A 25,659-nucleotide genomic window follows, 5' to 3' on the forward strand; every position below is an offset into this window, starting at 1 on the left:
CAAAACACAATGATTGTTTCAGCCGTAAGAGACCCATACCCCACACGTGACAAATCGGAGGGCGCCTTGATTCGACGCGCCGAACCCGTGGTGTACAGCGAGTGGACAGAAGACTCACCCCTGACCAAGGAACAGATGGCCCAGTTCGAGCGCGATGGCTATTTGGTGTTGACCGATGTGTTTTCTGCTCATGAACTCAACGAGTTGCGTGCCGCCGCGGAGAGGGCTAGTAAAAACTGTGCGCAAACCCATGCTGGCCAATTAATCAAGGAGGCCGATGGCGAGCAGTTGCGCACCCTGTTTGGCGTGCACGGTATGGAAGGTTTGCTGAAAGAAACCGCGAGCAACCCGCGCATGCTGGAAGTGGTTCAGTTTTTGTTAAACGACTCGGTTTACATTCACCAGTCGCGTCTGAACTTCAAAAGCCCGCATTATGGCAGTGGCTTTGAGTGGCACAGCGATTTTGAAACCTGGCACGCCGAGGATGGCATGCCTGGCATGCGCGCCATTAGCGCAACTGTGCTGCTGACTGACGAAATTTCTGCCGATGGCTCCTTGAAGTTCATGCCACGCAGTCACAAAACTTTTGTGGCCTGCCCAGGCGAAACACCCGACTCCACCGGTTACCGTGAGGCATTCAAGAAGCAGGCTGTGGGCAAGCCGCCAGCGCTGTTTCTGGACTTGCTGGAAGAAAGCGGCGGCGTGCAGGAGGTGGTTGCACCAGCAGGCTCGGTGTTGTTGTTTGATTGCAATGTGATGCACGGCGCAGGCAAGAACACCAGCGACCACCTGCGTGCCAATTTGTTCTATGTGTACAACGCAGTCAGCAATGTGCTGAATTCCCCGTATGCGGCAGATACGCCTCGACCAGAATTTCTGGCAGCGCGAACCATTGAGCCATTGAGTTTGCAGGTGCCCGCTTAATTTGGGCGCAAGCTTCTTCATCTGCCTGGCCCTGGTTCTGCTGATCGGACTTAGTTCTGCTCGGCAGGCCAAGGCAAGTGCAGCCGACTACTTTGTGGCCAGCCGTAGCGTGCCACCCTGGTTGGTCGGTCTGTCGGCGGTGGCCACCAACAATTCAGGCTATATGTTCATCGGCCTGATTGGTTACACCTACACCGCAGGAATCCAGTCTGTTTGGCTGATGCTGGGTTGGATTGTGGGCGACCTGATTGCCTCAAAAACTGCGCATGAACGCATGCGGGATGAGGCGGATCGCATTCACGCCAATGGCATCATCGGCCTGCTGTCACAATGGGGTGGAACCAACAACCGCAGTTGGCAAGTGCTGGCTGCATTGTTCAGTATGGTTTTTCTGGCGACCTATGCCGCAGCGCAAATTGCAGCGGGTGGCAAGGCGCTGGAAGGCATGCTCGACATTCCCATGGCAATCGGTATGAGCATGGTTGCAGTGGTTGTAATCGCCTACAGCATTGCGGGTGGGATGCGTGCGTCTATTTGGACGGATGCGGCGCAATCGCTGTTGATGATTGTTTCGATCGTCGTGCTGTTGGTGGCCGCAGTTGCCCATTTGGGCGGTATGCAGGCTGTGTTTCAGCAGGCGGGTGCTATTGATGGCTTTATGAACCCGACACCCACCGGGCTTGATATTCCCGGTTATGCCGGGGCAATGGCCTTTGTGGTGGGCTGGATGTTTGCCGGTGCAGCGGCGCTTGGGCAGCCGCACATTGTCAGCCGGTATTTGGCCTTGCAAAATACCCGGCAAATGAACCAGGTGCGCTGGTGGTATTACAGCTATTACCTGCTGTTTTACTGCTTTGCAACTGCGGTGGGTTTGCTTAGCCGCTTGTATTTTGGCGAGAGTACAGGTTTTGATCCTGAGATGGCCCTGCCCAATATGGCGCGCGACTTGTTGCCCCCCTGGTTGGCCGGGCTGATGCTTGCGGGTATTTTTGCTGCAACCATGTCTACGGCCGATTCGCTGGTGCTGTCGTGTTCGTCTGCAATCACTCAAGACTTGCCCAGAAAACCTTCGGAGAATCGTTGGTTTTTGAAGGCTGCCACCGCGATGACCACTGTTTTTGCCCTCGGTATTGGCCTGTGGAGCGAGCAAAGTGTATTTTCTTTGGTGGTGTGGGCTTGGGGTACATTGGGCGCGGTGTTTGTACCTATTCTGATTTGGCAGGTACTCGGTGCAAAATTAAACTCGTTGGCGATGTTGTGCATGTCAAGTACCGGCGTAATGGCTACAGTGGCTTGGAAGTTTTATGGCTTTCCGAATACCGTCTACGAGGGCGCGGTGGGTATGTTCAGCGCCTTTGTTTTGGGTGCAATTTTCACAATAAGTAGTATCCGCAGCAGGTTTCACCCCTAGCTACCCCGATTGGGGGGATAGGTGTATCACCCCAAGTTGTTAAATTGTGTGAACGCCTTGCAAGTTCTTGTCGGGTGTCACTATTCAATAAATAAATCAGCAACAAGCTGCATACATCGAATCAGGGGCGGTGCATTTCATGAATTGGTTGGTGGAGGACTTTGCATTCGCAGCAGCTGCAATCTCAGAGGCCCATCTTTCCGGATTGGCCTTTGGTTTTTTCGCGTCCCTGCTGGCCATGACCGTGGGCGTGGAAGTTCGAATCAAAAACCCGCCCCTGATTGCCAATAGCCACTACCTGATTCGACGAGGGGTACTCATTACCCTTTATGTGATTTCCATGTTTTTTGCCTCGGCGTTTGTGGGTTTAACCTTGCCTTCCGCCAAAGACGCCCTGTTCAGTATTTCGGGAACCGTACTCACCTTTGCAGTGTGTATTGCGGTGTTTCTGTATGTGGACTATCTGGTGCAGTCAGCCAAGGGTGCAGCCAAGTTGTTCATGTTGCTCTTTACCTCGCTGGGCATTCTGATTCAGTTTCTCATTCACATGGCATTTATTTTTATTCCAAACAACCATCAAATACTGGATGTGCGTTGGCCAGGTTTGGTGGCGATGTATGTGGTGCTGTTTGTGTGCATGGGCTTGCTAAGCCGTTTTGCCCACGAAACCTCGGTGGGCAAATCAAAGCCATTGCGAAGCCGGATGATCTACATTTTCGGCATTGTGGGTTTGAACCAGATGATTGCACTGAGCCTGATTGGCTTTGTGCATGTGGGTGCCGGTTCTGATCACAGCGCCTGGTATGGGCTTTGGACAGGCTGGGCAGGCTTTGAGATATTCATCAGTTTTTTTGCCTTGCTGATGATTTCGGTGTTGATGTGTTACGTCTATGTGTTGATCGACAAATCAGTTCAGGTATTGCGCGCAGACAACCAGAAACTGCGGGTCATGAAGCAGGATGCATTGGATCAAGTAGCCAATGCATCCGAGAAACTTGAACTGGAACGAACCCGGATTGAGCAGTTGGAGAAATCAATCGAGACTGTTCAGCAAGACCATGAAATGTCGGTTGACAGTTTGGTGGCTGCGGTGGCTACGCTTGAAGATGGTGTTTTTGAATGGGATATTGAACAGGAAACCGTGGTGTTCAGTTCAACCTGGCGGCGTCTGTTTGGTTTTGACGGGCAGGCACAAGCGCCAATCTCGGCCACTGCCTGGAGAGCGGGTATCTTGAGCGAAGACATCAGGGGTCTGGATTCAGCCCTCCAGGCCTGTCTCACCGCGAACCTGCCCAGTGCGGTGGTGCAAGTGCGTTATTCAACCGCTTATGGTTCTTTGCTAAAGCTTGAAATTCACCTGGTGGCAGTGAAAAATGCCTATGGATTGCCCAGCAAAGCCGTGGGCATCATTCATGATAGAACTGAGGAAATGGATCTGGAACTTTCCATTCGCGAGGAGTTGAATGAAGAGTCCTTGTTGTCCTCCCGGAAATCCCAGTTTGTGTCGTATCTCTCGCATGAAATTCGAACACCAATGACCGTGATTGGATCGGCCAAGGCCTTGCTGGAAAGTTCCTTGCAAAAGGAGCCAGTGAATATGGAGTCGGCTTTGCATTACATCGATCAAATTGGTGGAGCGTTGCGCTCGCTGCGAGCGCTGGTGGATGAAACGCTGATGTTCATGGGCGCCAATTTCACACGCAAGCATTTGAATATCGCGCCGCTGGATGTGCGAAAGGTTTTTTGCCAGTTTTCCTCCTTTGAGCAGCGCCGTAGGCATGGTCAACACTGGCTGGAATATGAACTGCACCCCAGCCTGGATCAATATGAGTTTTATTCCGATGAGTATGTGTTCACGCAGGCCATGCGTCAAATGTTGTCGTTTGCAGAAACCAAAGAGTCGCATGCAGGCAAGTTGACCATCAAAATGCCTGCTGAGAATACCTTGAATTTGTGTATTGAACTGCTGGAGTGGCCAGCCTGGATGGTCAAGGCAGGGCAGCTTGAGCCAGCGCATGACGAAGAAACTGTAGTGCCCTTCAAAGGGGAATGTTTGCCATTCACCTTGCTGTTGACCAAGCGGGTCATCCGGTTGATCAACGGACGTATCATGATTAAAAACCGGCGCAGTCGTCACTGGTTGTGTGTTGATTTGCCGTCGCTCAGGGAGGAAGCATGCCGCGCGTCATGATTGTAGAAGATGACTTGACGATACTCAGTAACCTCTCGCAGTTGCTGCAGTTGAGTGGGCTGGATGTGATGGAGGCCCATGATGGGCAGGAAGCATTGCGCTTGCTGCTGGAGTGCCGTGTTCACGATGCCGGTTTGCCCAAAATGATTGTGAGCGATTTGATGATGCCCAATATGGATGGCTTTGATTTGTTGCGCGCCGTGCGTGGCGATGCGCTCTTTAAAACGTTGCCCTTTGTATTGTTGAGTGCGCGCAGCGATGCCAGTGATTTACAACAGGCGTTTGCCTTGGGCGCCAATGATTACCTGATTAAACCGTTTGAAGTGGAACAGTTGATGGATGTGATTCGCTACCATCTCTCGCACACTGCAGGCCGCAAAAACGAACCCCTAGCAGGCAAAGACTGTACGGTGGACACTGATTTTTTCCTGGAGTGATCAACCGGTATTCAAGACGGAAATACTCAAGAGCCGTCCTATCGCGCCGTCGATTCCAGCGATGAAATAGGGCAGACTGACCCACAGAATCCACAGACCCACACCAATCGTGATCGAAAAGCCGATCGACATCACGTTCAGTTGTGGCGCTGCACGCGCCAGAATACCCAGCACAATATTGCTGATCAACACAGCCGCCATGACCGGCAATGAAATTTGAAGGGCAAGCATGAACATGATGCTGCCGGCCAAGGCAATGCTTTGGCTGTTGACCACAGACAGGTTTGCGCTGATCGGGATCAACTCAAAGCTTTGAACCACTGCGGCGATCACCAGCAGGTGACCGTCGATGACCAAAAATGTGAGCATGGCCAGTACACCCAGAAAACTGCCAATAAGTGGCGTTTGTGTACCGCGTGCGGGGTCGATGAACTGTGCAAAGGCCAAACCCATTTGCAGACCGAGCAGGTCGCCTGCCATTTCGAATGCGGCAAATACCAGTCGCATGGAAAAGCCCATGGCCACACCGATGAGTATTTGTTGAATCAGAACCGGAATGGCTTGCGCCGAACTGAGCACTGGGGGGGCTGGTAACAGGGGCATCATGAGAATGGCAATGAGTGCGGCAAGCCCCACACGTGTGCGGCGTTGCACGGTGCGGTTGTCGAACACGGGCGCTGTGGCCAGCATGGCCAGAATACGGATGAAGGGCCACAAGAACGAGGCGATCCAGATTTCAAGTTGTTCGCCGTTGATGGGGACCATGCTTAGCCGATCACGGTCGGAATACTCATGATCAAACGCTGGGTGTAGTCCACCAGCGTGGCCAGCATCCAGGGGCCGAGCAACAGCAGGGTGGCAAAAATACCCAGAATTTTCGGAATGAATGACAAGGTCATTTCATTGATCTGCGTGGCGGCCTGCAAAATACTGACCAGCAAACCCACCACCAGCGCCACCACCAACAGCGGGCCCGATACCATCAGCATCACTTCCAGTGCAGACTGGCCCAAGTTCAATACAGTTTGGCTGTTCATGTTTGTACGCTCAATTCAGTTCAGTTTAGGTCTCAAAGCTGGCCACCAGCGAGCCAACCAGCAGTGTCCATCCATCGACCAGTACAAACAACATGATCTTGAATGGCAAGGAGATCAGCATGGGCGACAGCATCATCATACCCATGGACATCAGCACGCTGGCCACAATCAGGTCGATGACCAGAAATGGCAGAAATATCATGAAGCCGATCTGAAAAGCGGTTTTCAGTTCACTGGTGACAAAAGCCGGAATGAGCACACGCAAGGGCACGTCTTCGGGATTCTCGACATTTTCCACTTTGCCCAGGCGCATGAAGAGTGCCAGATCGGGTTCACGGGTTTGTTTCAGCATGAAGTCTTTCATGGGCACGCTGGCCCTCTCGGTCATTTCCTGAAACTCGATTTCATTGTTGGAAAACGGCAGGTAGGCGTTTTCATACACGCGATCAAACACCGGCGCCATGATGAAAAAGGTGAGGAACATGCTCAAGCCGATGATGACCTGGTTGGGCGGTGAGTTTTGCGTGCCCAGCGCCATGCGCAACAGCGACATCACAATCACGATGCGGGTGAAGCCCGTCATCATCAAAAGCAAGGCAGGCAAAAAACTGAGGAAGGTAAAAAACAGCAGCGTTTGAATGGGGACGCTGTAGTTGGTGGTGCCGTTGGCACCCGGCGTGGCCGTAACACCGGGCAGCACTTGCTGGGCTTGCGCTTCGGGCAAGGCCAGAAGAAGCAGCATGAGCAACAGGCTTGATGCGGTCAGCTTGCCGGCAGGGGAACGCAGGGGATTCATGATGATTTCACCTTACCTGCCTTGACGCGCTCCAGCATTTTTGCAAAGTTCACGGCGGGGTTTTGTACTTCGTCCAGCGCAATGCTGCCCGCAGGCATGCTGTGCAGGGTGTTGATGCTGTTGCTTGTCATGCCGAGTACCAGCCAGGTGTCACCGATTTCAACCAGTACTATTTTTTCACGTGGCCCCAGTGCCGAGGTGGCCAGTACCTTGTAAAAGCCGCCGCGGCGTTGCTGGTTGCCAATGCCCATGCGTTTGAGCAACCACACCAAGGCGAGCAGCAGGCCCACCACAAACAGCAAGCCCAGTGTGGTTTGCAGCAGGTGGCCTGCCATTGGGTTGTCGGCAGCGTTCGCCGCTGCGGGCGCGGCTGTTTCCTGCGCGCGCACTGCGCCATGAATCAACCATGCCCCTGACAAGAACAAAAGGCGCAGGCCTTTTGAAAAAGGGTTGCGCCTTGTGATCAATTTTCCCACCGTATTCATGTTTTTTTGTTGTAGTTGCATGCCTTTGTACTGCAAAGGGGTATCAACGGTTGAGCTTTCTCAGACGCTCGGAGGGCGTGATGATGTCGGTCAATCGAATACCAAATTTGTCATTGACAACCACCACTTCGCCTTGAGCGATGAGGTAGCCGTTCACCAGCACATCCATGGGTTCGCCGGCCAGACCGTCCAGTTCAATGACAGAGCCTTGCGCCAGTTGCAGGATGTGCTTTATCGGTATCTTCGTCCGACCCAGCTCAACAGTCAACTGAACCGGGATGTCGAGGATCATGTCGATGTCGTTCTGGGTGCCCGAAGCCACACTTCCGGCAAAGGGCTGGAACAGGCCAGAGGCTGGTTTGGCGTCGCTGGCCTGTGCAAACAGGTTGTCGGTGTCGCTGGTGCTGGTGGCCGTGGTGCTGGCTTGTTCGGCCAGGGCTGCTGCCCAGTCATCGGCTGCGTCGGTTACGGTATCTACTTGCTGTTCAGACATGGTGTTTTCCTTATCTTGATCGCTATTCGTGTGTTTTTTCGGCCTGCTTGGCTTCCTTGCTCAGCAAGGCCTCCAGATTCAGCGCGTCGGCATGGGAGTCATTGCTCACAGCCAGAACTTCTTCAACTTTCAGTGCATACTGGCCACCGCTGGTGCCGTAGCTGCAATTGAACACGGGCACATTGTCCACGCGTGCTTCAATTACTTTGTCAATTTCAATCGGAATGACATCGCCAATGCGCAGTTCCATGATGTCGGCCACGGTCAGCTGTGTGCTCGCCAGGCTGGCCACCAAATCCACTTCTGCCATTTGCACCTGCTTTTTCAGCATGGTGACCCAACGTTTGTCGGGTTCGGCTTGGTCACCCTGCATGCTGGAGTACAGCAAATCGCGAATGGGTTCCATGGTGGAGTAGGGGATACAAATATGAAGTGAACCACCACCGGCACCCAGTTCAATCGAGAACGAGGTGGTTACTACAATTTCAGATGGGGTTGCGATGTTGGCAAATTGGGTGTGCATTTCCGAGCGCAGGTATTCCGGTTTCAAGGGAAACACCGGTGCCCAGGCTTTCACAAATTCTTCCCGAATCACTTCAAGCATGCGGGCAATAATGCGCTGCTCGGTTTGAGTGAAATCACGCCCCTCAACTCGGGTGTGAAAACGCCCGTCGCCACCGAACAAATTGTCGATGACTGCAAACACCAGGCTGGGGTCAAAAATGAACAGTGCATTGCCGCGTAGGGGCTTCATGGCCATGATGTTCAGGTTGGTGGGTACCACCAGATTGCGAATGAATTCGTTGTACTTCAATACTTTGACTGGGCCTACGGAAATTTCCGGGCTTCTGCGCATGAAGTTGAACAAGCCAATGCGGATTAAACGCGCAAAACGCTCATTGATAATTTCAAGCGTGGGCATGCGGCCACGAACAATGCGTTCTTGTGTGGCCAGGTTGTAAGGGCGAACGCCTTCAGCGGATTCAGACGCGTCTTTCGTTTCTTCTTCGCCGTTCACACCCCTGAGCAGGGCATCGACTTCGTCTTGTGAAAGAAATTCTCCGGGCATGGTGCAGCGCGTCCTGTTACTGAATCACAAAGCTGGAAAAATGCACGTCGCGAATGCCGCGCGTGGGGTCTTTCGGATCGCCTTTGATGGTGACGCGAGCCAGGTCCACCAGTTCATCCATCAGCTGTTGTTTGCCTTCAATCGAAGTGAGATTGCCCACGTTCTTGCCCGACAGTACCAACAAGATACGGCTGCGAATCACGGGTGTGAAGTTTTTGATTTCTTCAGCTTGCGCCGGACCGCTGACCTCGTAGGTAATGCCAATTTGCAGGTAACGGGTGGTGTCTGGTTCAGCCAGGTTGACAACAAACTGGTCCATGACTACGAATGTGGGTGGGCCCAATGGAGTTTCGACCTTTTCCTCTGCGGTGCCTTCACCACCTTGGCCACCCAGCAGAAAAAAAGCTGCTGCGCCGCCTGCGGCCAGAACGGTCAATACGATTGCAAGAATCAGGATCAGTTTTTTCTTGGATCCTTTTTCGGGCGCTGCTGCTTCTGGGGCTACTGCAGCGGGTGCCGGGGCGACTCTGGCCATGCTTGACTCCGTAAGTTCAATTGCTGTTGTGTGTCACTTTCAAGCTCTATTGTGTCTGAAAGGTTTCCGAGCAAACCCCCGAAAAGCCGTGTTGTTTGGACCCAATTCCTTCGTCAGGATTGCTTGATCAGGCAAACAGATCGAGCTTGCCTTCCGGTTTTCTGGCTGTTGCAGTATTCGTGGGTGCGCCTGATTCCGCTTGGGAATTGTCACCACCACCCGCATGTTGTCCACTGCCTTGGCCCTGGTTCCGGTTCTGATCAAACTGGGTTTGACTGTTGTTGGGCTGACCTTGCTGGTTGGATGGGTTGCCGTGTTGAATCTGCACCTGGTTCAGTTGCAGGCCATTCTGGGCCAACACTTCTTTCAAGCCACCCAAGGCCTGGGTCAACAGGTTGGCTGAAGCTTCATCCTGGGTGCGAATCACGAGTTGAACCTGTTGGCCTTTCTGCACCAGACGCATGTTCATGGGACCAAAACTTTCGGGATTCACGCGAATGTCGACGGTGGATAAATTCTTGCCGATCGCCCATTGCACGGTTTGTCCCAGTTCTTTGGCAAAGCCGGGTTGATTGACCGGTGTTTTGATCAGGGTTTGTTGCGCACTGCCTGCTGTGCCAGTCAGGCCGTTGGTGCCTGCGGCAATGCCAGTGGCCGTGCCAGCGGATTGCAGGTTACCGGCAGCCAGAATTTTCTGGCCAACTTTCAAACTTTCTTCTCCAAAACCCTCACCCATGGCCTGTGCCTGTTGAGCGATTTGCTGCGTTATTTGTGGGGCCAATTGCTGGTTCAATTGCTGGTTCAGTTGCACCTGTACGGCATTGCCCACATTGCCAGGACCATTGCCTTGGGCAGTATCAGCACGCATTTGAACCGTGCTGTTGGCAATTGTGGCGTCAGCTTTCAACTGGGCGGTGGTTTTAAGGTCAGGCCGTGCTTTGTCTGCACCAGCCAGTTCATTGCCGGTAGTTTGTTCTGGTTTTGTTGGATTAATCACCTGCGCCACGGGCTCGCCATCGGCGGCACTGTTCAATGCCAACTCAGTGGTGGTGGGTATTGTATCCAGCGCCGCACCGCTGTTTGCCGGGTTTGTGGTGTTGCCAGGCAATGCCACTTTCGCGGTCTGTTCTGTATTGTTGTCTGCGTTTTGTTCTGGTGTTTGCTGCGCGCCACGAGCATTTGCCTGGCTGTTCTCGCTGCTTGTTGATGCGTTGGCTGAATCAGTGGGTGCCGTGTTGTCAGGTGCAACAGCCTGTTTTGCAGCTTCGGTATCTTTGGTATCTTTAATCACTTCGTTTGCAGCAACTGGTGTGGCTTGCTGCACCGGTGCAGTTTGCATCCAGTTGCGCTGCGCCCAAACAGCCGCTTGGGCTGCCTGGGCGGCCTCGGCGTTGGCCGTGCTTTCGTTGTTCTTTTTGGGTTTGCTCTGTTGGTACAAACTTTCCCGCAATTGGCTTTCAATGCTGTTGAGCTGGGCTGTAGGTGCCGATTGGCCCAATGCTGAACTGAACAGCTCAGTAAAATTCAATTGAGACTCTTGCTGACCTTGCTTGGGCTTGTTGCCCACCGCAGGGGTTTGCACTTTGTTGACATTGTTCATGGCTTGGGTACTCGTGTTCATGAGGGCTCCCCAGCGGTGTGAACCCGGTAAATGCGTGCGGCAAATTCATCGTTCATTTTTTGGTCGCGCTTGTTTTCAAGTTTGGCCTGTTTGAGTTTTTCACGTTCCACCAAGGCTTCAAATTTGCGCTGCTCGGCCAGTGCCTCTTGCCATTGCGTGCGCTGGTGGGCCAGCGTGGTGTTCAGAAATTCAATTTCGCGGCTTTGTTGTTCGATCGCTTGGGCAATTTTGCCGACAAAGGCCAACTGGTTGCGCAGTTGTTGCCCTGTCATGCCGGTGCTTGCCTTGTTGTGCATGCCGCCCTCGCATTCGTCGCGGTAGGTTTGCAGCATGTTCAATTTGTCCTGGCCTTGAACCAGTTTTTGCTGGGTGCTGGCCATGCCTCTAGCCAGGTTGTCGGCCTTTTCGCTGGCCTGTTCAATCAGGATTTGCAGCACATTGCTCATGGGCATCCAAGCAGTTTAGTGTTTGTCGTTTTTAAATTCGTTCGGAAATAGCGATTGAAGGCCTGCGAGCGCTTCATCGAAACTTGCACTCTCTAACATTGACTGTTGCAGCAGGTTTTCAATCTTTGGATAAAGGGCCAAAGAATGGTCCAATTGTGGATCTGCCCCCGGAGAGTAAGCGCCCACGGTGATCAGGTCACGGTTGCGCTGCACCTTTGAGAAAGCGGCCTTCAAGCCACGGGCTGCATTCAGGTGGCCTGCAGGCACAATGTTGTGCATGGCCCGTGAAATGGATTGTTCAATGTCAATGGCAGGGTAGTGACCGCTTTCAGCCAGTTGTCGAGAAAGCACAATGTGGCCATCCAGAATGGCGCGAGCCGAATCAGCGATGGGGTCTTGCTGGTCATCGCCTTCAGTAAGTACGGTATAAAACGCAGTAATTGAACCGCCCCCTTTTCGGCCATTGCCAGCCCGTTCAACGAGCGTGGGCAGTTTGGCAAACACGCTGGGCGGGTAGCCTTTGGTGGCAGGGGGTTCGCCAATGGCCAGGGCGATTTCACGTTGTGCCATGGCATAGCGGGTCAGCGAATCCATGATCATCAGCACGTTGTGCCCCTGGTCACGAAAATGCTCGGCCACCACTTGGGTGTAGGCTGCGCCTTGCATGCGAAGCAGGGGGCTGACGTCGGCGGGGGCAGCAATCACCACGCTGCGTTTCAGGCCTTCTTCACCCAGAATCTGCTCAATGAATTCTTTCACTTCGCGGCCACGTTCGCCGATCAGGCCAACCACCACACGGTCGGCTTTGGTGTAGCGGGCCATCATGCCCAGCAACACGGATTTACCCACACCGGAGCCGGCCATTAAGCCGATTCGTTGGCCGCGGCCCACGGTGAGCAATGCATTGATTGCACGCACACCCACATCCAGTGGTTCGGTAATGGGTTCGCGTTCAAGCGGGTTGATAGGGCGTGCCGCCAAGGGACTGCGTTTTTCGAATTTCAGTTCACCCAGGGTGTCCAGTGGGCGGCCATTGCTGTCTACTACTCGGCCCAGCAGGCTGTCGCCCACGGGCAAGTGTTTGGTTTTGTCCTCGGGCCTGCGCCAGGGGTGGGCTTTCACACCCAGCTTGGGTGCGATGGGTGGGGGCTCTTGTGCAATCACTTTTGCGCCGGGGGTCATGCCGTGCACATCGGTGGCGGGCATCAAAAACAGCTTGTCGCCATTAAAGCCCACCACTTCGGCTTCCAAAGGTGGAGCTCCTTTTTGCACCACAGTGCACACACTGCCCACCGGCAGTTTCAAGCCCACGGCTTCCATCACCAAACCGGCCACGCGGGTCAGTTTGCCCGTGGCCACTTGGGGCTGGCTGTGTTCAACCAGAAATTTGCATTCGTCAATCCAATCCAGCAGGTCAGCCATTTACTCGGTGTCCTCTGGGCTTAATGGGTTACTGCGGCCCAGGGCTTCAATGGCCCGCAGCCAGCGGGTTTGAAGTGTTGCGTCCACTTCGCCCTCCGGGTGCTGTAGCAAAAAACCACCTTGCAGTTGTTTCGGGTCTTCGATCATGCGCAGATTCCCCAGCATTTGCTGATCGCCAAACTGGGCTTCAAGCACGCGAATGGTGTTGGGGTGTGCACGCAGGGTGACCGCTTTGCTGTGCAACTGCATGCTTTCCAAAACCTGTTTCAACAATTCGGCGGCCTGTTCAGGATGAAGGGCAAGGGTGTCGCCAATCACTTTTTTGCTGACCAACACAGCCAGGTCAAGCAGTTTTTCTGACAACTCGCTTTTAAAGCGTTCGAATTCCGCTTCCATGGTGCTGGCAGCTTGCACCAACACCACACGTTCGTTGTGTGCGGCATTCCAGCCCGCTTCATAGCCCAGCTGCTGGCCACGTTCCTCAGCCTGTTTCAGGGTGTCTTTTTCAAGTTCTTCCAGCTGTTTCTCGCGCCGGGCAAGTGCCTGCTCCCATTCTTTCAAACGCAGTTCCTCTGCGGTGGGGGCAGGTGGTGGGGTGCTGCTTTCCGTTTGATGCCGATTGATTTCCGCCATCATTCGGTCGACCGGGTTTTCATAGCGCGAACCAATCAGCTCAACCGACCAGTTCGGCAATTCCGCGGCATCCAGTCCGCGAATAATGCGGTTAGATGAACGCATCTTCACCGCCTCCACCCAGCACTACTTCGCCGGCATCGGCCAGTTTTCTGGCTACTTTCAGTACATCCTTCTGCGCCGCTTCCACTTCGGACAGGCGAACCGGACCACGACTTTCCAGATCGTCGCGCAGGGCTTCTGCCGCGCGGCTTGACATGTTTTTGAACACCTTTTCGCGAATCGCTTCGTCCGCACCTTTCAGCGCGATGACCAGCAGATCGGTTTGTACATCGCGCAAAATGCTCTGCATGCCGCGGTCGTCGATGTCGAGCAGGTTGTCAAAGGTGAACATTTCATCCTGAATACGCTGGCTGAGTTCGTTGTCGTATTCGCGAATGGTGTCCAGCACGTTTTTCTCTGAAGTGGTACCCACGAAGTTCAAGATTTCAGCAGCAGCACGCACTCCACCCAGGGTGGTTTTCTTCAGTTTGTCGCCACCGGCCAGCACTTTGGACAGCACATCATTCAATTCAAGCAAGGCATTCGGTTGAATGCCATCAATCGTGGCTATTCGCAGCACCACGTCGCTGCGAAGGCGCTCTACAAAAAGGTTTAGAATTGCTGCGGCAAAGTCGCGTTCCAGGTGAACCAGAATGGTGGCAATAATTTGCGGGTGTTCATTTTTAATCAATTCAGCCACAGTGCCCGGGTCCATCCACTTCAGGCCTTCAATGCCAGAGGTGTCGCTGCCCTGCAAAATACGGTCCAGCAGAAAACCAGCCTTGTCTTCACCCAGTGCACGTGTCAGCACACTTCGAATGTAGGCATCTGAATCAAGGCCCAAAGCACTTTGGCTTTGCGCAATTTGAACCACTTCGCCTGCAATTTCTTCGATGCGGTCGATGGGCACGTCTTTGGTTTTCGACATTTGTTGACCCAGCTTTTGGACTTCTTTGGGGCCTAGGTATTTGAATACTTCTGCGGCCTCTTCTTCGCCCAAGCTAAGCATCAGGATTGCGCCTTTTTGAATGCCAAGTTCGCTTTCTGCCATGGTGTTGATTCCTCGTGGTGCTTTGTCAGGCAGGCCTTAGCCGTTCTGTGTTTCGCCGTTGACCCAGTTTTTTACGATGCTCGCCACAATCTGTGGGTGTTCTTTGGCCAATTGGCGCAGTTTTTCCATTTTTTCCTGGCGATTCATGCCGGGCAGGGTGCCTTCGCGTTGAAGTTGCTCAAGCAACTCTGCGTCGTTGTCGCCGCCCACCTGGTTGGCCAGAAGTGGCATGCGTTGTCCAGGCAACAATTCTGGCCCTTCGTCGAACAAATCAACTTCAGCCGGTTTCATCATGGGGCGCAGTACACCGAACACCAAAATGGCCGCGATCAGTGCAATCCCAATTGGCATGCCCAATGATTTCGCCAGGTCCATGGTTTCCTGCTGTGCCCACATGGGGATGGTTTCTTCTTCCACCTTGGTGAAAGCCTGGTTCACCACATTGACCGCGTCACCGCGTTGTTCGTCAAAGCCAATGGCCTGCTTCACCAGGCTGTCCAGTTGGGTAATTTCCTCGGGTGTCAGTGGCACTTGGCGTGTTTCGCCTTTGGGGTCGGTGATTGTTTTGTAGTTCACCACCACGGCGGCGGACAGGCGTTCAATTTTCCCGACTTGCGATTTGGTGTATTGCACCGATTTGTCCACTTCGTAATTCACGGTGGAGTCTTTGCGGGTGCTGCTGTTGGTTTGTGTGGGTGTATTGTTGCCACCGTTTGCGCCGTTGGCCAAGGCCTGTTGCGGGTTTTGGCCAATGTTGGCCGCTGCCTCTCCCGGTGGAGTGTTGGCCATGACGCCTGGTACGCCTTGCGGGTTGGCATTGCTGCTGCCGTCGTTGGACTCGCTGATTTGTTGGCTTCGAATGGTGGCTTGTGTTGCATCACCATTGGGTTTGTAAATTTCATCGGTGCGCTCAGACGTGGAGTAATCCATGTTGGCGGTTACGGTGGCACGGACGTTTTCGCTGCCGAACACGGGGCTGAGAATATCAACAATGCGGCTGGTCAGGCTTTGTTCAATCTGGTTGGTGTAGGCCAGCTGCGTGGGGTTCAGGCCGCTTTCCAGTTGTGTCTTGCCTGTGAGCAGGCGACCAGATTGGTCAACAATGCTGACGTCTTCCGGGTTCATGCCGGGCAGGCTGGAGGCCACCAAATGCACGATGCCGTTGATTTGGGGCTCCGACAGTGTGCGGCTACCAAACAGGTTCAGCACAATGGATGCGCTGGGCGTTTGCTTTTCACGGATAAAAATGGATGGCTTGGGAATGGCCAAATGCACGCGAGCGCTTTGCACCGCTGAAATGGATTGAATGGAGCGAACCAGCTCACCTTCCAGTGCACGCTGATAATTCACTTGTTCCTGAAATTGGGTAATGCCCAGCTTCTGGTTGTCCATGGCTTCAAAGCCGCTCACACTGCCTTTGGGCAGGCCTTGGCTGGCAAGGGCCAGCCGTGTGTCGTACACCTTCTCCGAGGGCACTAGAATCGCGGTGCCAGCGGTATTGAATTCATAAGGCACTTTCATCTGGGTCAGTGCTTCAACAATGGCTCCACCGTCCTGGTCGTTCAGGCCGCTGAACAGCACGCGGTAACTGGTCTGGTTGGCCCACATCAGCAGAGAGGCGACCACCGCGATCAGCAATGGCACGCCGATCAGGATACCCATTTTGTTTTTCTGGGGCAGTTTTGCGAAACGTTGCTGCATATTGGTGATCGGGTTGTTGCCAACCGGGCCGATCACTTCGGGGCTGCTAAGAACTTCTGCCATGGAATACCTGCATGTGGGTTGAATATTGTTCTACCCATGCATTGTGCGTGCTGGGGTGCGCAAGCAATTCAATAAAAAGGGGGCCTTAACGGCACCTATTTCAAAAACTTGAGGGTGGTGTTTAAAAAATAAGGGGGGTTTTACCCCTTGTTTGTGGCAATGGCTTGCCCCGCTTGCCTGTACAAAGAGAGGGTATAAACAAAAATTCCGCGTTGGAGTGTTTCATGATCGACAAAATGGGGGCCGTGAGTGGCCTGTTAAGCAGTGCGGTAACGGATGCCATCAAAAGCCCGTCGCTGACCAGCAAGCCACAGGCACTTGACCAGGCCTCGTTTGCCGATGCGATTGCCAAGGCTTTGGAAAGCGCGAGCCTGTCGGCTGACAAGGCTGCTGACCTGGGCAAGCGTTTGCAGATGGATGACCCCACTGCCTCGGTTGAAGAAACCGTGATCGCCATGAATACTTCGTCGCTGCAATTTACAGCGGTGGTTCAGGCCCGAAACAAAATTCTTCAGGCCTACAACGACATCATGAACATGCCTGTGTAATGTTTTGAAGTCGTTCTGAATTCCAGACAGGCTGTGGCACAATCCAGTTCATTGACCCCATTGAAGAACTGGAGCCCAGCCCATGATTGCACCTTTCCCGATTGCCCGAGACAACCGAGCCGAAACCGCAACCGACCTCTTTATGTTGCCTCAGTTGGCCAATCGGCATGGCTTGATTACTGGTGCAACCGGCACGGGCAAAACAGTTACTTTGCAGGTATTGGCCGAAGCGTTTTCACGAATTGGCACGCCAGTGTTCATGGCCGATGTGAAAGGCGACTTGACCGGCATTTCCCAGCCCGGAAAAACTTCTCCGAAATTTGAAGAGCGTCTGAAAATGACTGGCATTCCTGTGCCGGAATTTGCAGGCAGCCCGGTGACTTTGTGGGATGTGTTTGGTGAACAAGGCCACCCGGTGCGTGCCACCATCTCCGATATGGGGCCTTTGTTGTTGGGCCGTTTGCTGGGTTTGAACGACACGCAAGAAGGCGTGTTGAACCTGGTGTTTAAAATTGCGGACGACAACGGCATGCTGTTGCTGGATTTGAAAGACCTGCGCGCCATGTTGCAGTACGTGGGTGAAAACGCCAAGCAGTTCACCACCGAGTACGGCAATATTTCCTCGGCCTCTGTGGGCGCAATACAGCGTGGTTTGTTGGCGCTGGAGGGGCAGGGGGCCGACAAGTTTTTCGGTGAGCCCATGTTGAACATGGATGACCTGATGCAAACCGATTCCAATGGGCGCGGCATCATCAACATTCTGGCGGCCAACCAGCTGATGAATTCGCCGAAGTTGTATGCCACCTTCCTGTTGTGGTTGTTGTCTGAGCTGTTTGAGAATCTTCCTGAAGTAGGCGATGTCGAGAAACCAAAAATGGTGTTTTTCTTCGATGAAGCGCACTTGCTGTTTACTGATGCACCCAAACCCCTGATTGAAAAAGTCGAGTTGGTGGTTCGCCTGATTCGTTCCAAAGGTGTGGGTGTTTATTTCGTGACCCAGAATCCGCTGGACGTTCCCGATTCCGTGTTGGGCCAACTGGGCAATCGTGTTCAGCATGCCTTGCGAGCCTTTACCCCGCGAGATCAAAAAGCGGTGAAAGTGGCGGCTGAAACCATGCGTCCGAATGCGGGTTTGGATATTGAAGCGGCCATTACCGAACTGGGTGTTGGTGAGGCCTTGGTCAGTTTTCTTGATCCTAAAGGCACGCCAAGCCCCACGTGTCGTGCGTGGGTGTATCCACCTGCCAGCAAGTTTGGCCCGGCCAGCCCTGAGCAATGCAAGGAATTGATTGCGAATTCGTTGGTGGCGGGGGTTTACGAAAAAACTGTAGATCGTGAATCGGCTTTCGAAATGTTGAAGGCGCGCACCGAGCAGGCAATGGCAGCGCAGGATGCCGCGGAGACACCCGCTGCAAAGGGCACTCAAACTGCTGAGGAAAAAAGCACTTTGAGTGGCTTGGGTGACATGTTGTTTGGCACCAGCGGGGCAGGTGGGCGCAAACGCCAAAGTGTTGCAGAAACCATGGCAAAAAGCGCGGCACGCAGCATCGGCTCACAGGTGGGTCGCGAGCTGATGCGTGGCATTTTGGGTTCTCTGCTGGGTGGCAGCAAGCGCCGCTGACCAACAGAACTTAGTCGATCGAATGCAGGTTGGCGCGTTGCCTGCGTTCGGTTGCCAGCAAAAAGCGTTGCAAGCGGCGCTCGGAACCCCGTTCCAGTGTTTTCATCTCGCAACCAAGCTGAACCATTTCAGGGTGGTCTGCCATCGGCTTGATGTTTCGCACCACCAACTCGACCAACATGCTGCCCTCGCCGTCGGGAAGGGTTAGGCGAACGTCTGGAATGATCTCGCCGGCCTGATGATGACTGGGCGGTGTTTGCAAAGACAAGCCGCAACCTGCCAGGCTGATGTCGATCAGGCTGATTGGGCCATTCACCGCTGGAATTTCGAGTTTGACTTGCGCATTCAATTCTTCATCGGCCATGACCCGGAAGTAATTGCGCCGTTGCAGACGAACAATCGTTTTGGGAATGGCAATGCGCAAGGCGTCGGCCCCTTGATACTGGCTTTGCAAAATACCCACGCCTGCAAACTGCACTTTAACGCCATCTGGAAAGCTCACCATGACGTAGGCTGTTGAGGCATTGCAATTGCCGCTCAAGGCTTTTTCATAGGGTGTGCCCAGCCACATCAGGCCAGTTGTCCAGTCAATGTTCAGTACTTCGGTGACAAACTGGGTGTGATCAGATTGCAGATAAACATAAAGCTCATGCTCATCTTCATTGATGGTGGTGAGGAGTTTGCGCAAGGTGGGTACTGCACTCAAACTGAATTCCTCGAGCAGCTTTTGATCGCGTTCAGGCGCGATACTGGTGTTGTGACTCATGACTTTCCCTCTGTACTGAATTCTTTGTTTTCTATTTGATACACCCAAGCCAACAATTCCGCAATTGCCTGGTACAGCCCAGGTGGAATTTGTTGGTCCAGATCGACATTCATCAGCAACGAGACCAGCTCGCGGCTTTCATGAACAAATACGCCAGATTCTTTGGCTTTCTGGATAATTTGTTCTGCAATCAAACCCTGGCCTTTGGCCACAACCTTCGGTGCGCCAGAGTGTTCAAGGTAAGCCAGTGCCACGGCTTGTTGGGGGCTCAGTTTATTCGCCAATTTCAAACCCCGTGGGTACCATAAACTGGCCGTGAACCAGCTTCAATCCTTTGTCATCCATGGCTTGCCGAAAGGTTTGCCAATGGGGGTCGATGGCCTGTTTGCTGCGTGCTGGCCCGGTAATTTGTACATCACACTGTGAACCTAACATGCGCACTCGGACATTCAGTTCACCCAAATGAGCCATGTCCAGTTTCAGGCGTGCAACCCAGGGGCGGGCAGCTTCTTCACTGTTCTGCTCTTCGTGGTCGCTGGCTTCTTGCGTGTCGGGTTCAATGTCAATTTGAACCGGGTGCCCCAACAGGCCACTGAGCGCCAATGAAATCCGATTGTTGTCCAGCGCGGCCAGTTGTGCGGTAACTAGCTTGACTGATTGGTCAACTGCCGCCGGGTTCAGACCTTTTTCCGAAATCACTTGGTCTTGCCCAAACCGGGCTTGAGGTTCTTTCGCAATTTGATCGGTACTGCGTTGTCCGTTGGCCCACTGTTGCAGGTGCGATTCATAAAACAAACCGCTGTTTTCAACAGCTGCGCTCACCTGCCGCGCCAACACACCTGCAAGGCCGTTGTTCAGGTTGTTCAATGTGTTAACGCCTTGTGTTTGTTGCGCTTGGGTTTGAGGTGTGGTTTGCGCCACGGCGCGCGCACTGGGCGTTGTATTGTCGGGGTCAGCCAGCAAGACGCCGGGCAGGTTGGTTTGTGTTTGAAACTGAGTGCTCAATTGTTTGAGGCTGGTCATCACCGAAGTGGAAACTTGTGTGGGTGCCCCTTGTCCCAAGCGCTCAAGAAGCCCAATCAGCCGTGCGGTGCCTGAAAGCCGGTCTACAAAACTGGGCGAATCCTGCGCCTCGCCATCGTCAATACTGACAGGAAGCGTGGTGAGCAAGTTGCGGGCATCGGCGATTTTTTTACCGCCGCTGGCACCACCTGCGGACAAGTCATCGCCTTTGCCGGACAGGGCAAAGGCGACTGTGACCATTTCGCCTGCCGTGAGCTGTCGCCCAGGGGGCAATTTAACCTGAATATTCTGGCCCGCAAACTCAAGTTCTGCCTCGTTGCCAGGCCCGCCTTTCACTACTCGCACCAAGGCTGTTTGCCCGGCAAGCTGTTGGGCCTGTGGCAGCGGGAGTTGGCGGGTCAGTATGGCAACAACGGGCGCAATTTCGCCTTTGCCGGAGGAAACCCTGTCGCCCGGATTGGATTGAAGTACGGAGTTGACGTTGGGTGGAGCTGATTTAACCGGGGTTAATGTCATGTCTCACACCCGTTGCTTTAGCGCAATGGCTTAGTTGGACCCATAAGAGTTGCTGAGTTTCTGCGAGTTGTTGGCTGCGCGAAGAAATTCTTCCAACTGCTTAAGGCGGGGTTCAGTGATGTCGCGAATGGCAGCGTCATCAGCCAAAATCTTTTTCAGATAGCCAATGTGCTGGCTGCGTTCCTTTTCATTCAATTCGGTTTGTTGCGCTTCCTTGATGGCCTGAAGCTCGTGGATCAACTTTGAGCACTGTTCTTCAGCAGCACACAACTCATCCCAATTGCCGGCCTTGGCCGAATCAAGCATCACCTGGCTTTGATTCGCTATGGCGGCGTACAGCTTCATGATTGCACCGTTGTTGTCTGTCGCGAAGATCATGGTCGAGAGCGGTCCTAAGTCGTTGTTATGATTTGGTGGCGGTCTGGCCGATTTCCAGCCAGGCAGTACGCAGGTCATCGAGCAAGGCGATGCAGGTGTCCATGCGTTCCGGACTGTTTTGGGCGTTGGCCAAAATCAGTTCTTTGCCAATGTAGTCGTACAAGGAAAGCAGTTGCTGGGCGAGGGCTCCACCAGCGTTCACGTCGAGCGATGCGGTCAATCCATCTTTGATGATGCGCAGCGCCTTGTCCACCGACTTGGTTTTCATCTCGATGTTTTGCATTTCCAGGTAAATTTTGGCCTTGCGAATGGCCTCAATGGCCCCTTCGTAAAGCATCACAATGAGGCCATGGGGTGAGGCACTGTTGATGCCCGTTTCCAGTCCTACTTGTGCGTATGCTTTTGCGCCGTACATCATGGTGCGTTCACTTGGTGATTTGTCTTAAACAAATAGTAGGGCTTGCGCCCCCTGTTTGATCCGACTAAAAACAGGGGTTTTAGGGCACAGTTCCGCGCTTACCGCTATTTGGCCAAGGCGGCCAGTTGCTGGCTCAGATAAGAACTGGTCTGTTGCATGCTGGCCAGCATCGTGTCCAAGGCTGTAAATTGCGCCCGGTAACGCTTTTCAACCTGTTCCAGGCGCAGGTTGATCCGGTCCTCTTGGTCGTCCAGACGAGACTTTCTGCTGTTCAGACCCTCAGTTCGAGAGGCCAGAGCACCGCCTTCCGCAGACAAAGTATCAATCCAGTCGCTTAGCCGCTCACCAAGACCTTTGCTGAATGTGATGGTACCCAAATTGCCACTTGCACCCTGAGCCACAGAGAACTGCAAACCTTCACTGGCATCTCCCGTGGCACCTCTCAGCAAATTGCCAACGCCTGTGCCGGCAACGCCGTTAACTGTGCCTGCAACGGTGTTGCTGCCGTCGTAAGCTGTGCTGATGTTGATCGCATAGGTGCCTTCCAGCGTTTTCGTGTTGGCCCCAACGTATTTGATCCGTGCATCTGTGGTGGTCGCTGTGTTGGTAAATACTTTTTCAAGAATGGAAGGATCGGCAGCAACAGCGGTGTCCAGTTTTGTTTTGTCCAGCGACAGCACACCGTCTTTGTCAAAATTCAAGCCAATGTCGCTCAAGCCGATCCCATACTGTGCCACTTGTTCGCGCAGAATATTCCGCATGCTGCGTTCAAGAGCTGAGGGGGTGGTTTCTTTCGACAGGGTGGCGTCTTTCTGCTGTTGGTCTTTCAAGTTGCCGCGAATCTTGTTGTAGGCAGCAACGAAGCCGTCCAACGTCGTCTTCAGGGCCGTGTCATCCAGCCCAACTTCCAGATTCACTGCCGTGGTGGTCACCGCTTTCAGGTTCAGGGTGAGGCCCTGAACTGCATCGGTCACCGTGTTGCTGGCCTTGCTGACAGCAAGGTTATTGATGGTGAAGTTGGCATTTTGGGCCACTTGAAGCGAGCTGGCGTTTTTACCAGCCCCCACCGCTGCAGTGGGGTCAAAAGCCAGTCTGGACAGCCCAGCAGTGTCGGTGTTGTTGCCATCGGCGTCGGCCACTTCCAGTTTGAAACCATTCACGGCACCCGTGTCTTTGCTGGTCAATACCAAACGGGAGCCGTTGCCGTCGTTGATGATGGATGCGTTAACACCCGCGTTGGAATCATTGATGGCTTGCCGAATTCCCTCTAGCGTCTGCTGTCCGGTACCAATATTGATGGTTACCGGGGTTTTGTCTGCATTGTTGGTGAATGTGTTGGTGCCAGAATCGTAGCTGCCCAGCGTGATTGTCAGGCTGCCTGTGCCCACGTTGGTGTCGGCCGTGGCCACGCTCGGTGCAGCAACACTTTGGGCTTTGGCCAGTTGACTCACTTGTATGCTGTAGGTGCCTTTTGCTGCTGTGGGGCTGGCTGTCGCCCCCACCTGTTTGTCGTCGCTGGAGGTGACTTTCAGCGGATTCAGGTTACTCAAATTACTGAGTTTGTCAGCCGCAGATTTCAGGTCTGCAAATGAATTCTTGATGATGCCGTAAATTGAAATCTTGGTATTGATCGCCGTGCGTTCCTGACTCACTTTGGTCAAGGGGATTCGCTCGGCGGCCATCAAAGAGCTGATGATGCCCTCAATGTCCAGTCCTGAGCCAATTCCTGCAGATGACATTCCTACCATGATTTATTCCCCTTGTTGCGTTCTAGACTTCGCGAGACATGAGAACGCCTTGCATTTTCTCAATCGCTTTTGCGATCTTCAGCATTTCCACCGATGGAATCTGTTTCAGTACTTCCTGCGTTTCCCTGTCAACGATCTGGACAATCGGCTTGCCGTTGTCGCTGTCGACCAAAAACTTCAGGTTGGATTGATTACTCGTGAGTGCGGCGTTTGCTTTCTGAACCACTTCAAGCACTTCGCTCACGCTCAACTCGGCCCGTTCTCCCATGGGTGATTGGACTCCCATGTTTTGAGCCGGTTTAGTGTTCGTTGCGTCCTGCGGTTTCTGCAGGCCAGTTGCATAATCAGCCATGTTTGAAATGTTCATTTTCGCCACCTTTGCGAATTCTAAGCGGGCAAGACAAGACCCTATGACTTGATTAACGGCAGGTTTAGGGGTTTTCTTTAACGTTAAAAAGCCCGGTGAGCTTCATTCACCGGGCTTTTGGTTTGATTCGAACCTGCTTTTGGCAAATTCTTGTCAGAGATCAGACTAAGTCTGAGTTAACGCAGCAAGCTCAACACGTTGTTGGGCAGCTGGTTGGCCTGGGCCAACATGGCGGTGCCAGCCTGTTGCAGAATCTGCGAACGGGTCAGGTTTGCAGTTTCTTTGGCGAAGTCCGCATCCATGATTCGTCCACGGGCAGAGCTGAGGTTGGCGCTGGTGGTTTCAAGCGAAGAAACCACTTGATCCAGTCGGCTCAAACCAGCACCAGTTGTGGCGCGCAGGTTGGTGATGTCGTTGATTGCAGTGTCAATTTCGGTGATTGCAGTTGTTGCGTTGGCCACTGTGTCTACACCACCAAACGCGGTCACGATTGCGGCCTGTGTTGCGCCGCCCAGGGTGGTTTGCAAGTCATTACCAGCAGCCGTGCCCGTGTCGGTCAGGTTAACGCCCAGTGTGTCAGACGCCACGTTGCCAGAACCAATTTGCAGGTTCACGGTTTTGTTGGCAGCTGCGAACACGTTATTGCCGTTGAATGTGGTGCCTGTTGCAACACGGCCCACTTCGTTGGCCAGTTCTGTGAATTCACGGTTCAGGTTGGCGCGGTCGGTGTCGTTCAATGTGCCGTTTTTGGCCTGAACACCCAATTCACGCATACGCTGCAGGTTGTCACCGATTTTGCCCAGTGCACCGTCAGCCACTTGCAACAGTGAAACGCCGTCGTTGGCGTTGCGGGCGGCCACGTCAAAACCGCGAATTTGGGCGGTCATGCGTTCTGCAATGGCCAGGCCTGCGGCGTCGTCTTTGGCGCTGTTAACACGCAAGCCAGAAGACAGGCGAGCGATTGAAGTTTCAAGGGAGCTGGCAGATCGGCTCAGATTATTCTGTGCGCCCAGCGAAGGTGAGTTTGTATTAATGCCTAACATTTAGGACCTCCTAGCGGTTTAAATTGACAGCACCTTTGTGAAGGGTTATGTCGCTTTGGGTTGAGTAACCCTTGTTCAGTTTCTTTTACTGACAATTCGTTTAACGGAGGTTTCGGATCAAACTTAAGCGAATTGGTTAAATAATTTATATTGTTTTTAATGGAGATGAAAATGAAAAAAGATTATCCATCCCAAAGGAAGGATAATCTTCTAATTACAGAGCTGAGCTGTTTTTTTATTTCATCACTGCAACAGGCTCAGTACGTTGTTGGGCAACTGGTTGGCCTGAGCGAGCATGGCGGTACCGGCCTGCTGCAGAATCTGCGAGCGGGTCAGGTTGGCCGTTTCCTTGGCAAAGTCAGCATCCATGATTCGTCCACGGGCGGCTTGCAGGTTGGTGCTGGACACATCGGCAAAGGCAGCCACCTGTTCCAGTCGGCTTTGGCCCGCACCTACCACGGCACGAATACCGGTGATGGCATCAATTGACGCATCCAGCGTGTCGATCGCGGTGGTGGCATTGGCCACATCAATGATGTCGCCCAGGTTGGTTTGAATGTCAGCTGCACCGTTGGTCATGATGGTGGTCAGGTCATTGCCCGTGCTCAAGCCATCGTCGGTCAGGTTTAACTCCAGGGTGTCGGAAACGGCGTTGCCGGTGCCCACCTGGAAGCTTAATGTTTGGTTGGCGGCATCAAACAGGTTGTTGCCGTTGAAGGTGCTGCCAGTTGTAATGCGGTCCACTTCGTTGGCCAGCTCCGTGTACTCACGGTTCAGGTTCACACGGTCGGTGGGGTTCAAGGTGCCGTTTTTGGCTTGAACAGCCAACTCACGCATACGCTGCAGGTTGTCGCTGATCTTGCCCATGGCGCCG

The 25,659-nt window shown here is 53.5% G+C and carries 28 protein-coding genes; 6 read left to right on the forward strand and 22 right to left on the reverse strand.

What is annotated here, in order from left to right:
* Nucleotides 1-9: 9 nt before the first annotated feature.
* The 4 genes from BSZ31_RS09595 (at nt 10) to BSZ31_RS09610 (ending at nt 4,963) form a co-directional block, all read left to right on the forward strand.
* Nucleotides 10-924, forward strand: a complete 915-nt coding sequence (locus tag BSZ31_RS09595; protein WP_105028569.1) for a phytanoyl-CoA dioxygenase family protein — start codon at nt 10-12, stop codon at nt 922-924.
* Nucleotide 925: 1 nt separating this feature from the next.
* Nucleotides 926-2,335 (forward strand): sodium/proline symporter, encoded by a 1,410-nt coding sequence (locus tag BSZ31_RS09600; protein ID WP_105028570.1) that lies wholly within the window; start codon nt 926-928, stop codon nt 2,333-2,335.
* A gap of 139 nt (nt 2,336-2,474) precedes the next feature.
* A complete protein-coding gene (locus BSZ31_RS09605) occupies nt 2,475-4,526 on the forward strand; it encodes a histidine kinase dimerization/phospho-acceptor domain-containing protein (protein ID WP_105028571.1) in 2,052 nt (683 codons plus the stop codon).
* On the forward strand, nt 4,511-4,963 hold the full coding sequence (locus BSZ31_RS09610; protein WP_105028572.1) for a response regulator: 453 nt from the start codon (nt 4,511-4,513) through the stop codon (nt 4,961-4,963). Before BSZ31_RS09605 ends, BSZ31_RS09610 begins: the two co-directional genes overlap by 16 nt.
* On the opposite strand, the gene fliR is transcribed toward BSZ31_RS09610, so the two are convergent.
* The 13 genes from fliR to fliF form a co-directional block, all read right to left on the reverse strand.
* Nucleotides 4,964-5,728: a flagellar biosynthetic protein FliR gene (gene fliR / locus BSZ31_RS09615; protein WP_105028573.1), complete on the reverse strand. Its 765-nt coding sequence runs from the start codon at nt 5,726-5,728 to the stop codon at nt 4,964-4,966. It lies immediately after the preceding gene.
* A gap of 2 nt (nt 5,729-5,730) precedes the next feature.
* On the reverse strand, nt 5,731-6,000 hold the full coding sequence (gene fliQ, locus BSZ31_RS09620; RefSeq protein WP_008252485.1) for a flagellar biosynthesis protein FliQ: 270 nt from the start codon (nt 5,998-6,000) through the stop codon (nt 5,731-5,733).
* 25 nt (nt 6,001-6,025) lie between these two features.
* On the reverse strand, nt 6,026-6,796 hold the full coding sequence (fliP, locus tag BSZ31_RS09625; RefSeq protein ID WP_304466329.1) for a flagellar type III secretion system pore protein FliP: 771 nt from the start codon (nt 6,794-6,796) through the stop codon (nt 6,026-6,028).
* Nucleotides 6,793-7,302 (reverse strand): flagellar biosynthetic protein FliO, encoded by a 510-nt coding sequence (gene fliO, locus BSZ31_RS09630; protein WP_105028574.1) that lies wholly within the window; start codon nt 7,300-7,302, stop codon nt 6,793-6,795. The genes fliP and fliO overlap by 4 nt, the downstream gene beginning before the upstream one ends.
* A gap of 22 nt (nt 7,303-7,324) precedes the next feature.
* A complete protein-coding gene (gene fliN / locus BSZ31_RS09635) occupies nt 7,325-7,774 on the reverse strand; it encodes a flagellar motor switch protein FliN (RefSeq protein ID WP_008252492.1) in 450 nt (149 codons plus the stop codon).
* A 22-nt stretch (nt 7,775-7,796) separates the two neighbouring features.
* On the reverse strand, nt 7,797-8,843 hold the full coding sequence (gene fliM / locus BSZ31_RS09640) for a flagellar motor switch protein FliM (protein WP_105028575.1): 1,047 nt from the start codon (nt 8,841-8,843) through the stop codon (nt 7,797-7,799).
* Nucleotides 8,844-8,859: 16 nt separating this feature from the next.
* Entirely contained in the window at nt 8,860-9,378 is a 519-nt protein-coding gene (locus BSZ31_RS09645; protein ID WP_105028576.1) for a flagellar basal body-associated FliL family protein, read from the reverse strand.
* Between the two features lie 127 nt (nt 9,379-9,505).
* Nucleotides 9,506-10,999 (reverse strand): flagellar hook-length control protein FliK, encoded by a 1,494-nt coding sequence (locus tag BSZ31_RS09650; RefSeq protein ID WP_105028577.1) that lies wholly within the window; start codon nt 10,997-10,999, stop codon nt 9,506-9,508.
* Complete coding sequence (gene fliJ / locus BSZ31_RS09655) at nt 10,996-11,445, reverse strand: flagellar export protein FliJ (RefSeq protein ID WP_168426925.1); 450 nt, start codon at nt 11,443-11,445, stop codon at nt 10,996-10,998. Before fliJ ends, BSZ31_RS09650 begins: the two co-directional genes overlap by 4 nt.
* A gap of 15 nt (nt 11,446-11,460) precedes the next feature.
* The gene (gene fliI, locus BSZ31_RS09660; RefSeq protein ID WP_105028579.1) at nt 11,461-12,867 is read right to left on the reverse strand and encodes a flagellar protein export ATPase FliI; all 1,407 of its coding nucleotides are present in this window, start codon (nt 12,865-12,867) and stop codon (nt 11,461-11,463) included.
* On the reverse strand, nt 12,868-13,605 hold the full coding sequence (locus BSZ31_RS09665) for a FliH/SctL family protein (protein WP_105028580.1): 738 nt from the start codon (nt 13,603-13,605) through the stop codon (nt 12,868-12,870).
* Nucleotides 13,592-14,593, reverse strand: a complete 1,002-nt coding sequence (fliG, locus tag BSZ31_RS09670) for a flagellar motor switch protein FliG (protein WP_105028581.1) — start codon at nt 14,591-14,593, stop codon at nt 13,592-13,594. The genes BSZ31_RS09665 and fliG overlap by 14 nt, the downstream gene beginning before the upstream one ends.
* Nucleotides 14,594-14,629: 36 nt before the next feature.
* Nucleotides 14,630-16,357 (reverse strand): flagellar basal-body MS-ring/collar protein FliF, encoded by a 1,728-nt coding sequence (fliF, locus tag BSZ31_RS09675; protein ID WP_105028582.1) that lies wholly within the window; start codon nt 16,355-16,357, stop codon nt 14,630-14,632.
* A 224-nt stretch (nt 16,358-16,581) separates the two neighbouring features.
* Here fliF and BSZ31_RS09680 point away from each other — a divergent pair, with 224 nt between their 5' ends.
* Together BSZ31_RS09680 and BSZ31_RS09685 are read left to right on the forward strand one after the other, a co-directional pair.
* Entirely contained in the window at nt 16,582-16,905 is a 324-nt protein-coding gene (locus tag BSZ31_RS09680) for a flagellar hook-basal body complex protein FliE (RefSeq protein ID WP_008252509.1), read from the forward strand.
* Between the two features lie 82 nt (nt 16,906-16,987).
* Complete coding sequence (locus tag BSZ31_RS09685; protein ID WP_105028583.1) at nt 16,988-18,526, forward strand: helicase HerA-like C-terminal domain-containing protein; 1,539 nt, start codon at nt 16,988-16,990, stop codon at nt 18,524-18,526.
* A 10-nt stretch (nt 18,527-18,536) separates the two neighbouring features.
* Here the strand turns inward: BSZ31_RS09685 and BSZ31_RS09690 are convergent, their stop codons facing one another.
* The 9 genes from BSZ31_RS09690 to BSZ31_RS09730 form a co-directional block, all read right to left on the reverse strand.
* Nucleotides 18,537-19,292: a flagellar brake protein gene (locus tag BSZ31_RS09690; protein WP_105028584.1), complete on the reverse strand. Its 756-nt coding sequence runs from the start codon at nt 19,290-19,292 to the stop codon at nt 18,537-18,539.
* A complete protein-coding gene (locus BSZ31_RS09695; protein WP_008252515.1) occupies nt 19,289-19,576 on the reverse strand; it encodes an EscU/YscU/HrcU family type III secretion system export apparatus switch protein in 288 nt (95 codons plus the stop codon). The genes BSZ31_RS09690 and BSZ31_RS09695 overlap by 4 nt, the downstream gene beginning before the upstream one ends.
* Nucleotides 19,566-20,831 carry a flagellar hook-length control protein FliK gene (locus BSZ31_RS09700; RefSeq protein ID WP_105028585.1) on the reverse strand — a complete coding sequence of 422 codons (1,266 nt, stop codon included), beginning with the start codon at nt 20,829-20,831 and terminating at the stop codon, nt 19,566-19,568. The genes BSZ31_RS09695 and BSZ31_RS09700 overlap by 11 nt, the downstream gene beginning before the upstream one ends.
* A gap of 30 nt (nt 20,832-20,861) precedes the next feature.
* Nucleotides 20,862-21,209 (reverse strand): flagellar protein FliT, encoded by a 348-nt coding sequence (locus tag BSZ31_RS09705; protein ID WP_168426926.1) that lies wholly within the window; start codon nt 21,207-21,209, stop codon nt 20,862-20,864.
* Nucleotides 21,210-21,234: 25 nt separating this feature from the next.
* The gene (fliS, locus tag BSZ31_RS09710) at nt 21,235-21,627 is read right to left on the reverse strand and encodes a flagellar export chaperone FliS (protein ID WP_105028587.1); all 393 of its coding nucleotides are present in this window, start codon (nt 21,625-21,627) and stop codon (nt 21,235-21,237) included.
* 104 nt (nt 21,628-21,731) lie between these two features.
* Nucleotides 21,732-23,375, reverse strand: coding sequence for a flagellar filament capping protein FliD (gene fliD / locus BSZ31_RS09715; RefSeq protein ID WP_105028588.1), 1,644 nt, complete (start codon nt 23,373-23,375; stop codon nt 21,732-21,734).
* A 22-nt stretch (nt 23,376-23,397) separates the two neighbouring features.
* Nucleotides 23,398-23,742 (reverse strand): flagellar protein FlaG, encoded by a 345-nt coding sequence (locus BSZ31_RS09720; protein ID WP_105028589.1) that lies wholly within the window; start codon nt 23,740-23,742, stop codon nt 23,398-23,400.
* A gap of 176 nt (nt 23,743-23,918) precedes the next feature.
* On the reverse strand, nt 23,919-24,785 hold the full coding sequence (locus tag BSZ31_RS09725; protein ID WP_105028590.1) for a flagellin: 867 nt from the start codon (nt 24,783-24,785) through the stop codon (nt 23,919-23,921).
* Between the two features lie 243 nt (nt 24,786-25,028).
* A partial coding sequence (locus BSZ31_RS09730; protein ID WP_105028530.1) for a flagellin occupies nt 25,029-25,659 on the reverse strand: 631 nt, incomplete at its 5' end.

This window comes from Limnobacter sp. SAORIC-690 (assembly GCF_002954425.1).
GTDB lineage: Bacteria > Pseudomonadota > Gammaproteobacteria > Burkholderiales > Burkholderiaceae_B > Limnobacter > Limnobacter profundi.

Excerpts from the sequence above, each read along its gene's own strand:
- fliG (WP_105028581.1), bottom strand. The coding sequence starts at position 14,593 with ATGGCAGAAAGCGAACTTGGCATTCAAAAAGGCGCAATCCTGATGCTT.
- BSZ31_RS09700 (WP_105028585.1), bottom strand. The coding sequence starts at position 20,831 with ATGACATTAACCCCGGTTAAATCAGCTCCACCCAACGTCAACTCCGTA.
- BSZ31_RS09705 (WP_168426926.1), bottom strand. The coding sequence starts at position 21,209 with ATGATCTTCGCGACAGACAACAACGGTGCAATCATGAAGCTGTACGCC.
- BSZ31_RS09665 (WP_105028580.1), bottom strand. The coding sequence starts at position 13,605 with ATGCGTTCATCTAACCGCATTATTCGCGGACTGGATGCCGCGGAATTG.
- fliM (WP_105028575.1), bottom strand. The coding sequence starts at position 8,843 with ATGCCCGGAGAATTTCTTTCACAAGACGAAGTCGATGCCCTGCTCAGG.
- fliR (WP_105028573.1), bottom strand. The coding sequence starts at position 5,728 with ATGGTCCCCATCAACGGCGAACAACTTGAAATCTGGATCGCCTCGTTC.
- BSZ31_RS09725 (WP_105028590.1), bottom strand. The coding sequence starts at position 24,785 with ATGTTAGGCATTAATACAAACTCACCTTCGCTGGGCGCACAGAATAAT.
- BSZ31_RS09650 (WP_105028577.1), bottom strand. The coding sequence starts at position 10,999 with ATGAACACGAGTACCCAAGCCATGAACAATGTCAACAAAGTGCAAACC.
- BSZ31_RS09720 (WP_105028589.1), bottom strand. The coding sequence starts at position 23,742 with ATGAACATTTCAAACATGGCTGATTATGCAACTGGCCTGCAGAAACCG.
- fliS (WP_105028587.1), bottom strand. The coding sequence starts at position 21,627 with ATGATGTACGGCGCAAAAGCATACGCACAAGTAGGACTGGAAACGGGC.
- BSZ31_RS09605 (WP_105028571.1), top strand. The coding sequence starts at position 2,475 with ATGAATTGGTTGGTGGAGGACTTTGCATTCGCAGCAGCTGCAATCTCA.
- BSZ31_RS09610 (WP_105028572.1), top strand. The coding sequence starts at position 4,511 with ATGCCGCGCGTCATGATTGTAGAAGATGACTTGACGATACTCAGTAAC.
- fliF (WP_105028582.1), bottom strand. The coding sequence starts at position 16,357 with ATGGCAGAAGTTCTTAGCAGCCCCGAAGTGATCGGCCCGGTTGGCAAC.
- fliO (WP_105028574.1), bottom strand. The coding sequence starts at position 7,302 with ATGCAACTACAACAAAAAAACATGAATACGGTGGGAAAATTGATCACA.
- BSZ31_RS09685 (WP_105028583.1), top strand. The coding sequence starts at position 16,988 with ATGATTGCACCTTTCCCGATTGCCCGAGACAACCGAGCCGAAACCGCA.
- fliJ (WP_168426925.1), bottom strand. The coding sequence starts at position 11,445 with ATGAGCAATGTGCTGCAAATCCTGATTGAACAGGCCAGCGAAAAGGCC.
- fliI (WP_105028579.1), bottom strand. The coding sequence starts at position 12,867 with ATGGCTGACCTGCTGGATTGGATTGACGAATGCAAATTTCTGGTTGAA.
- fliD (WP_105028588.1), bottom strand. The coding sequence starts at position 23,375 with ATGGTAGGAATGTCATCTGCAGGAATTGGCTCAGGACTGGACATTGAG.
- BSZ31_RS09690 (WP_105028584.1), bottom strand. The coding sequence starts at position 19,292 with ATGAGTCACAACACCAGTATCGCGCCTGAACGCGATCAAAAGCTGCTC.
- BSZ31_RS09645 (WP_105028576.1), bottom strand. The coding sequence starts at position 9,378 with ATGGCCAGAGTCGCCCCGGCACCCGCTGCAGTAGCCCCAGAAGCAGCA.
- fliP (WP_304466329.1), bottom strand. The coding sequence starts at position 6,796 with ATGAATCCCCTGCGTTCCCCTGCCGGCAAGCTGACCGCATCAAGCCTG.
- fliN (WP_008252492.1), bottom strand. The coding sequence starts at position 7,774 with ATGTCTGAACAGCAAGTAGATACCGTAACCGACGCAGCCGATGACTGG.
- BSZ31_RS09595 (WP_105028569.1), top strand. The coding sequence starts at position 10 with ATGATTGTTTCAGCCGTAAGAGACCCATACCCCACACGTGACAAATCG.
- BSZ31_RS09680 (WP_008252509.1), top strand. The coding sequence starts at position 16,582 with ATGATCGACAAAATGGGGGCCGTGAGTGGCCTGTTAAGCAGTGCGGTA.
- fliQ (WP_008252485.1), bottom strand. The coding sequence starts at position 6,000 with ATGAACAGCCAAACTGTATTGAACTTGGGCCAGTCTGCACTGGAAGTG.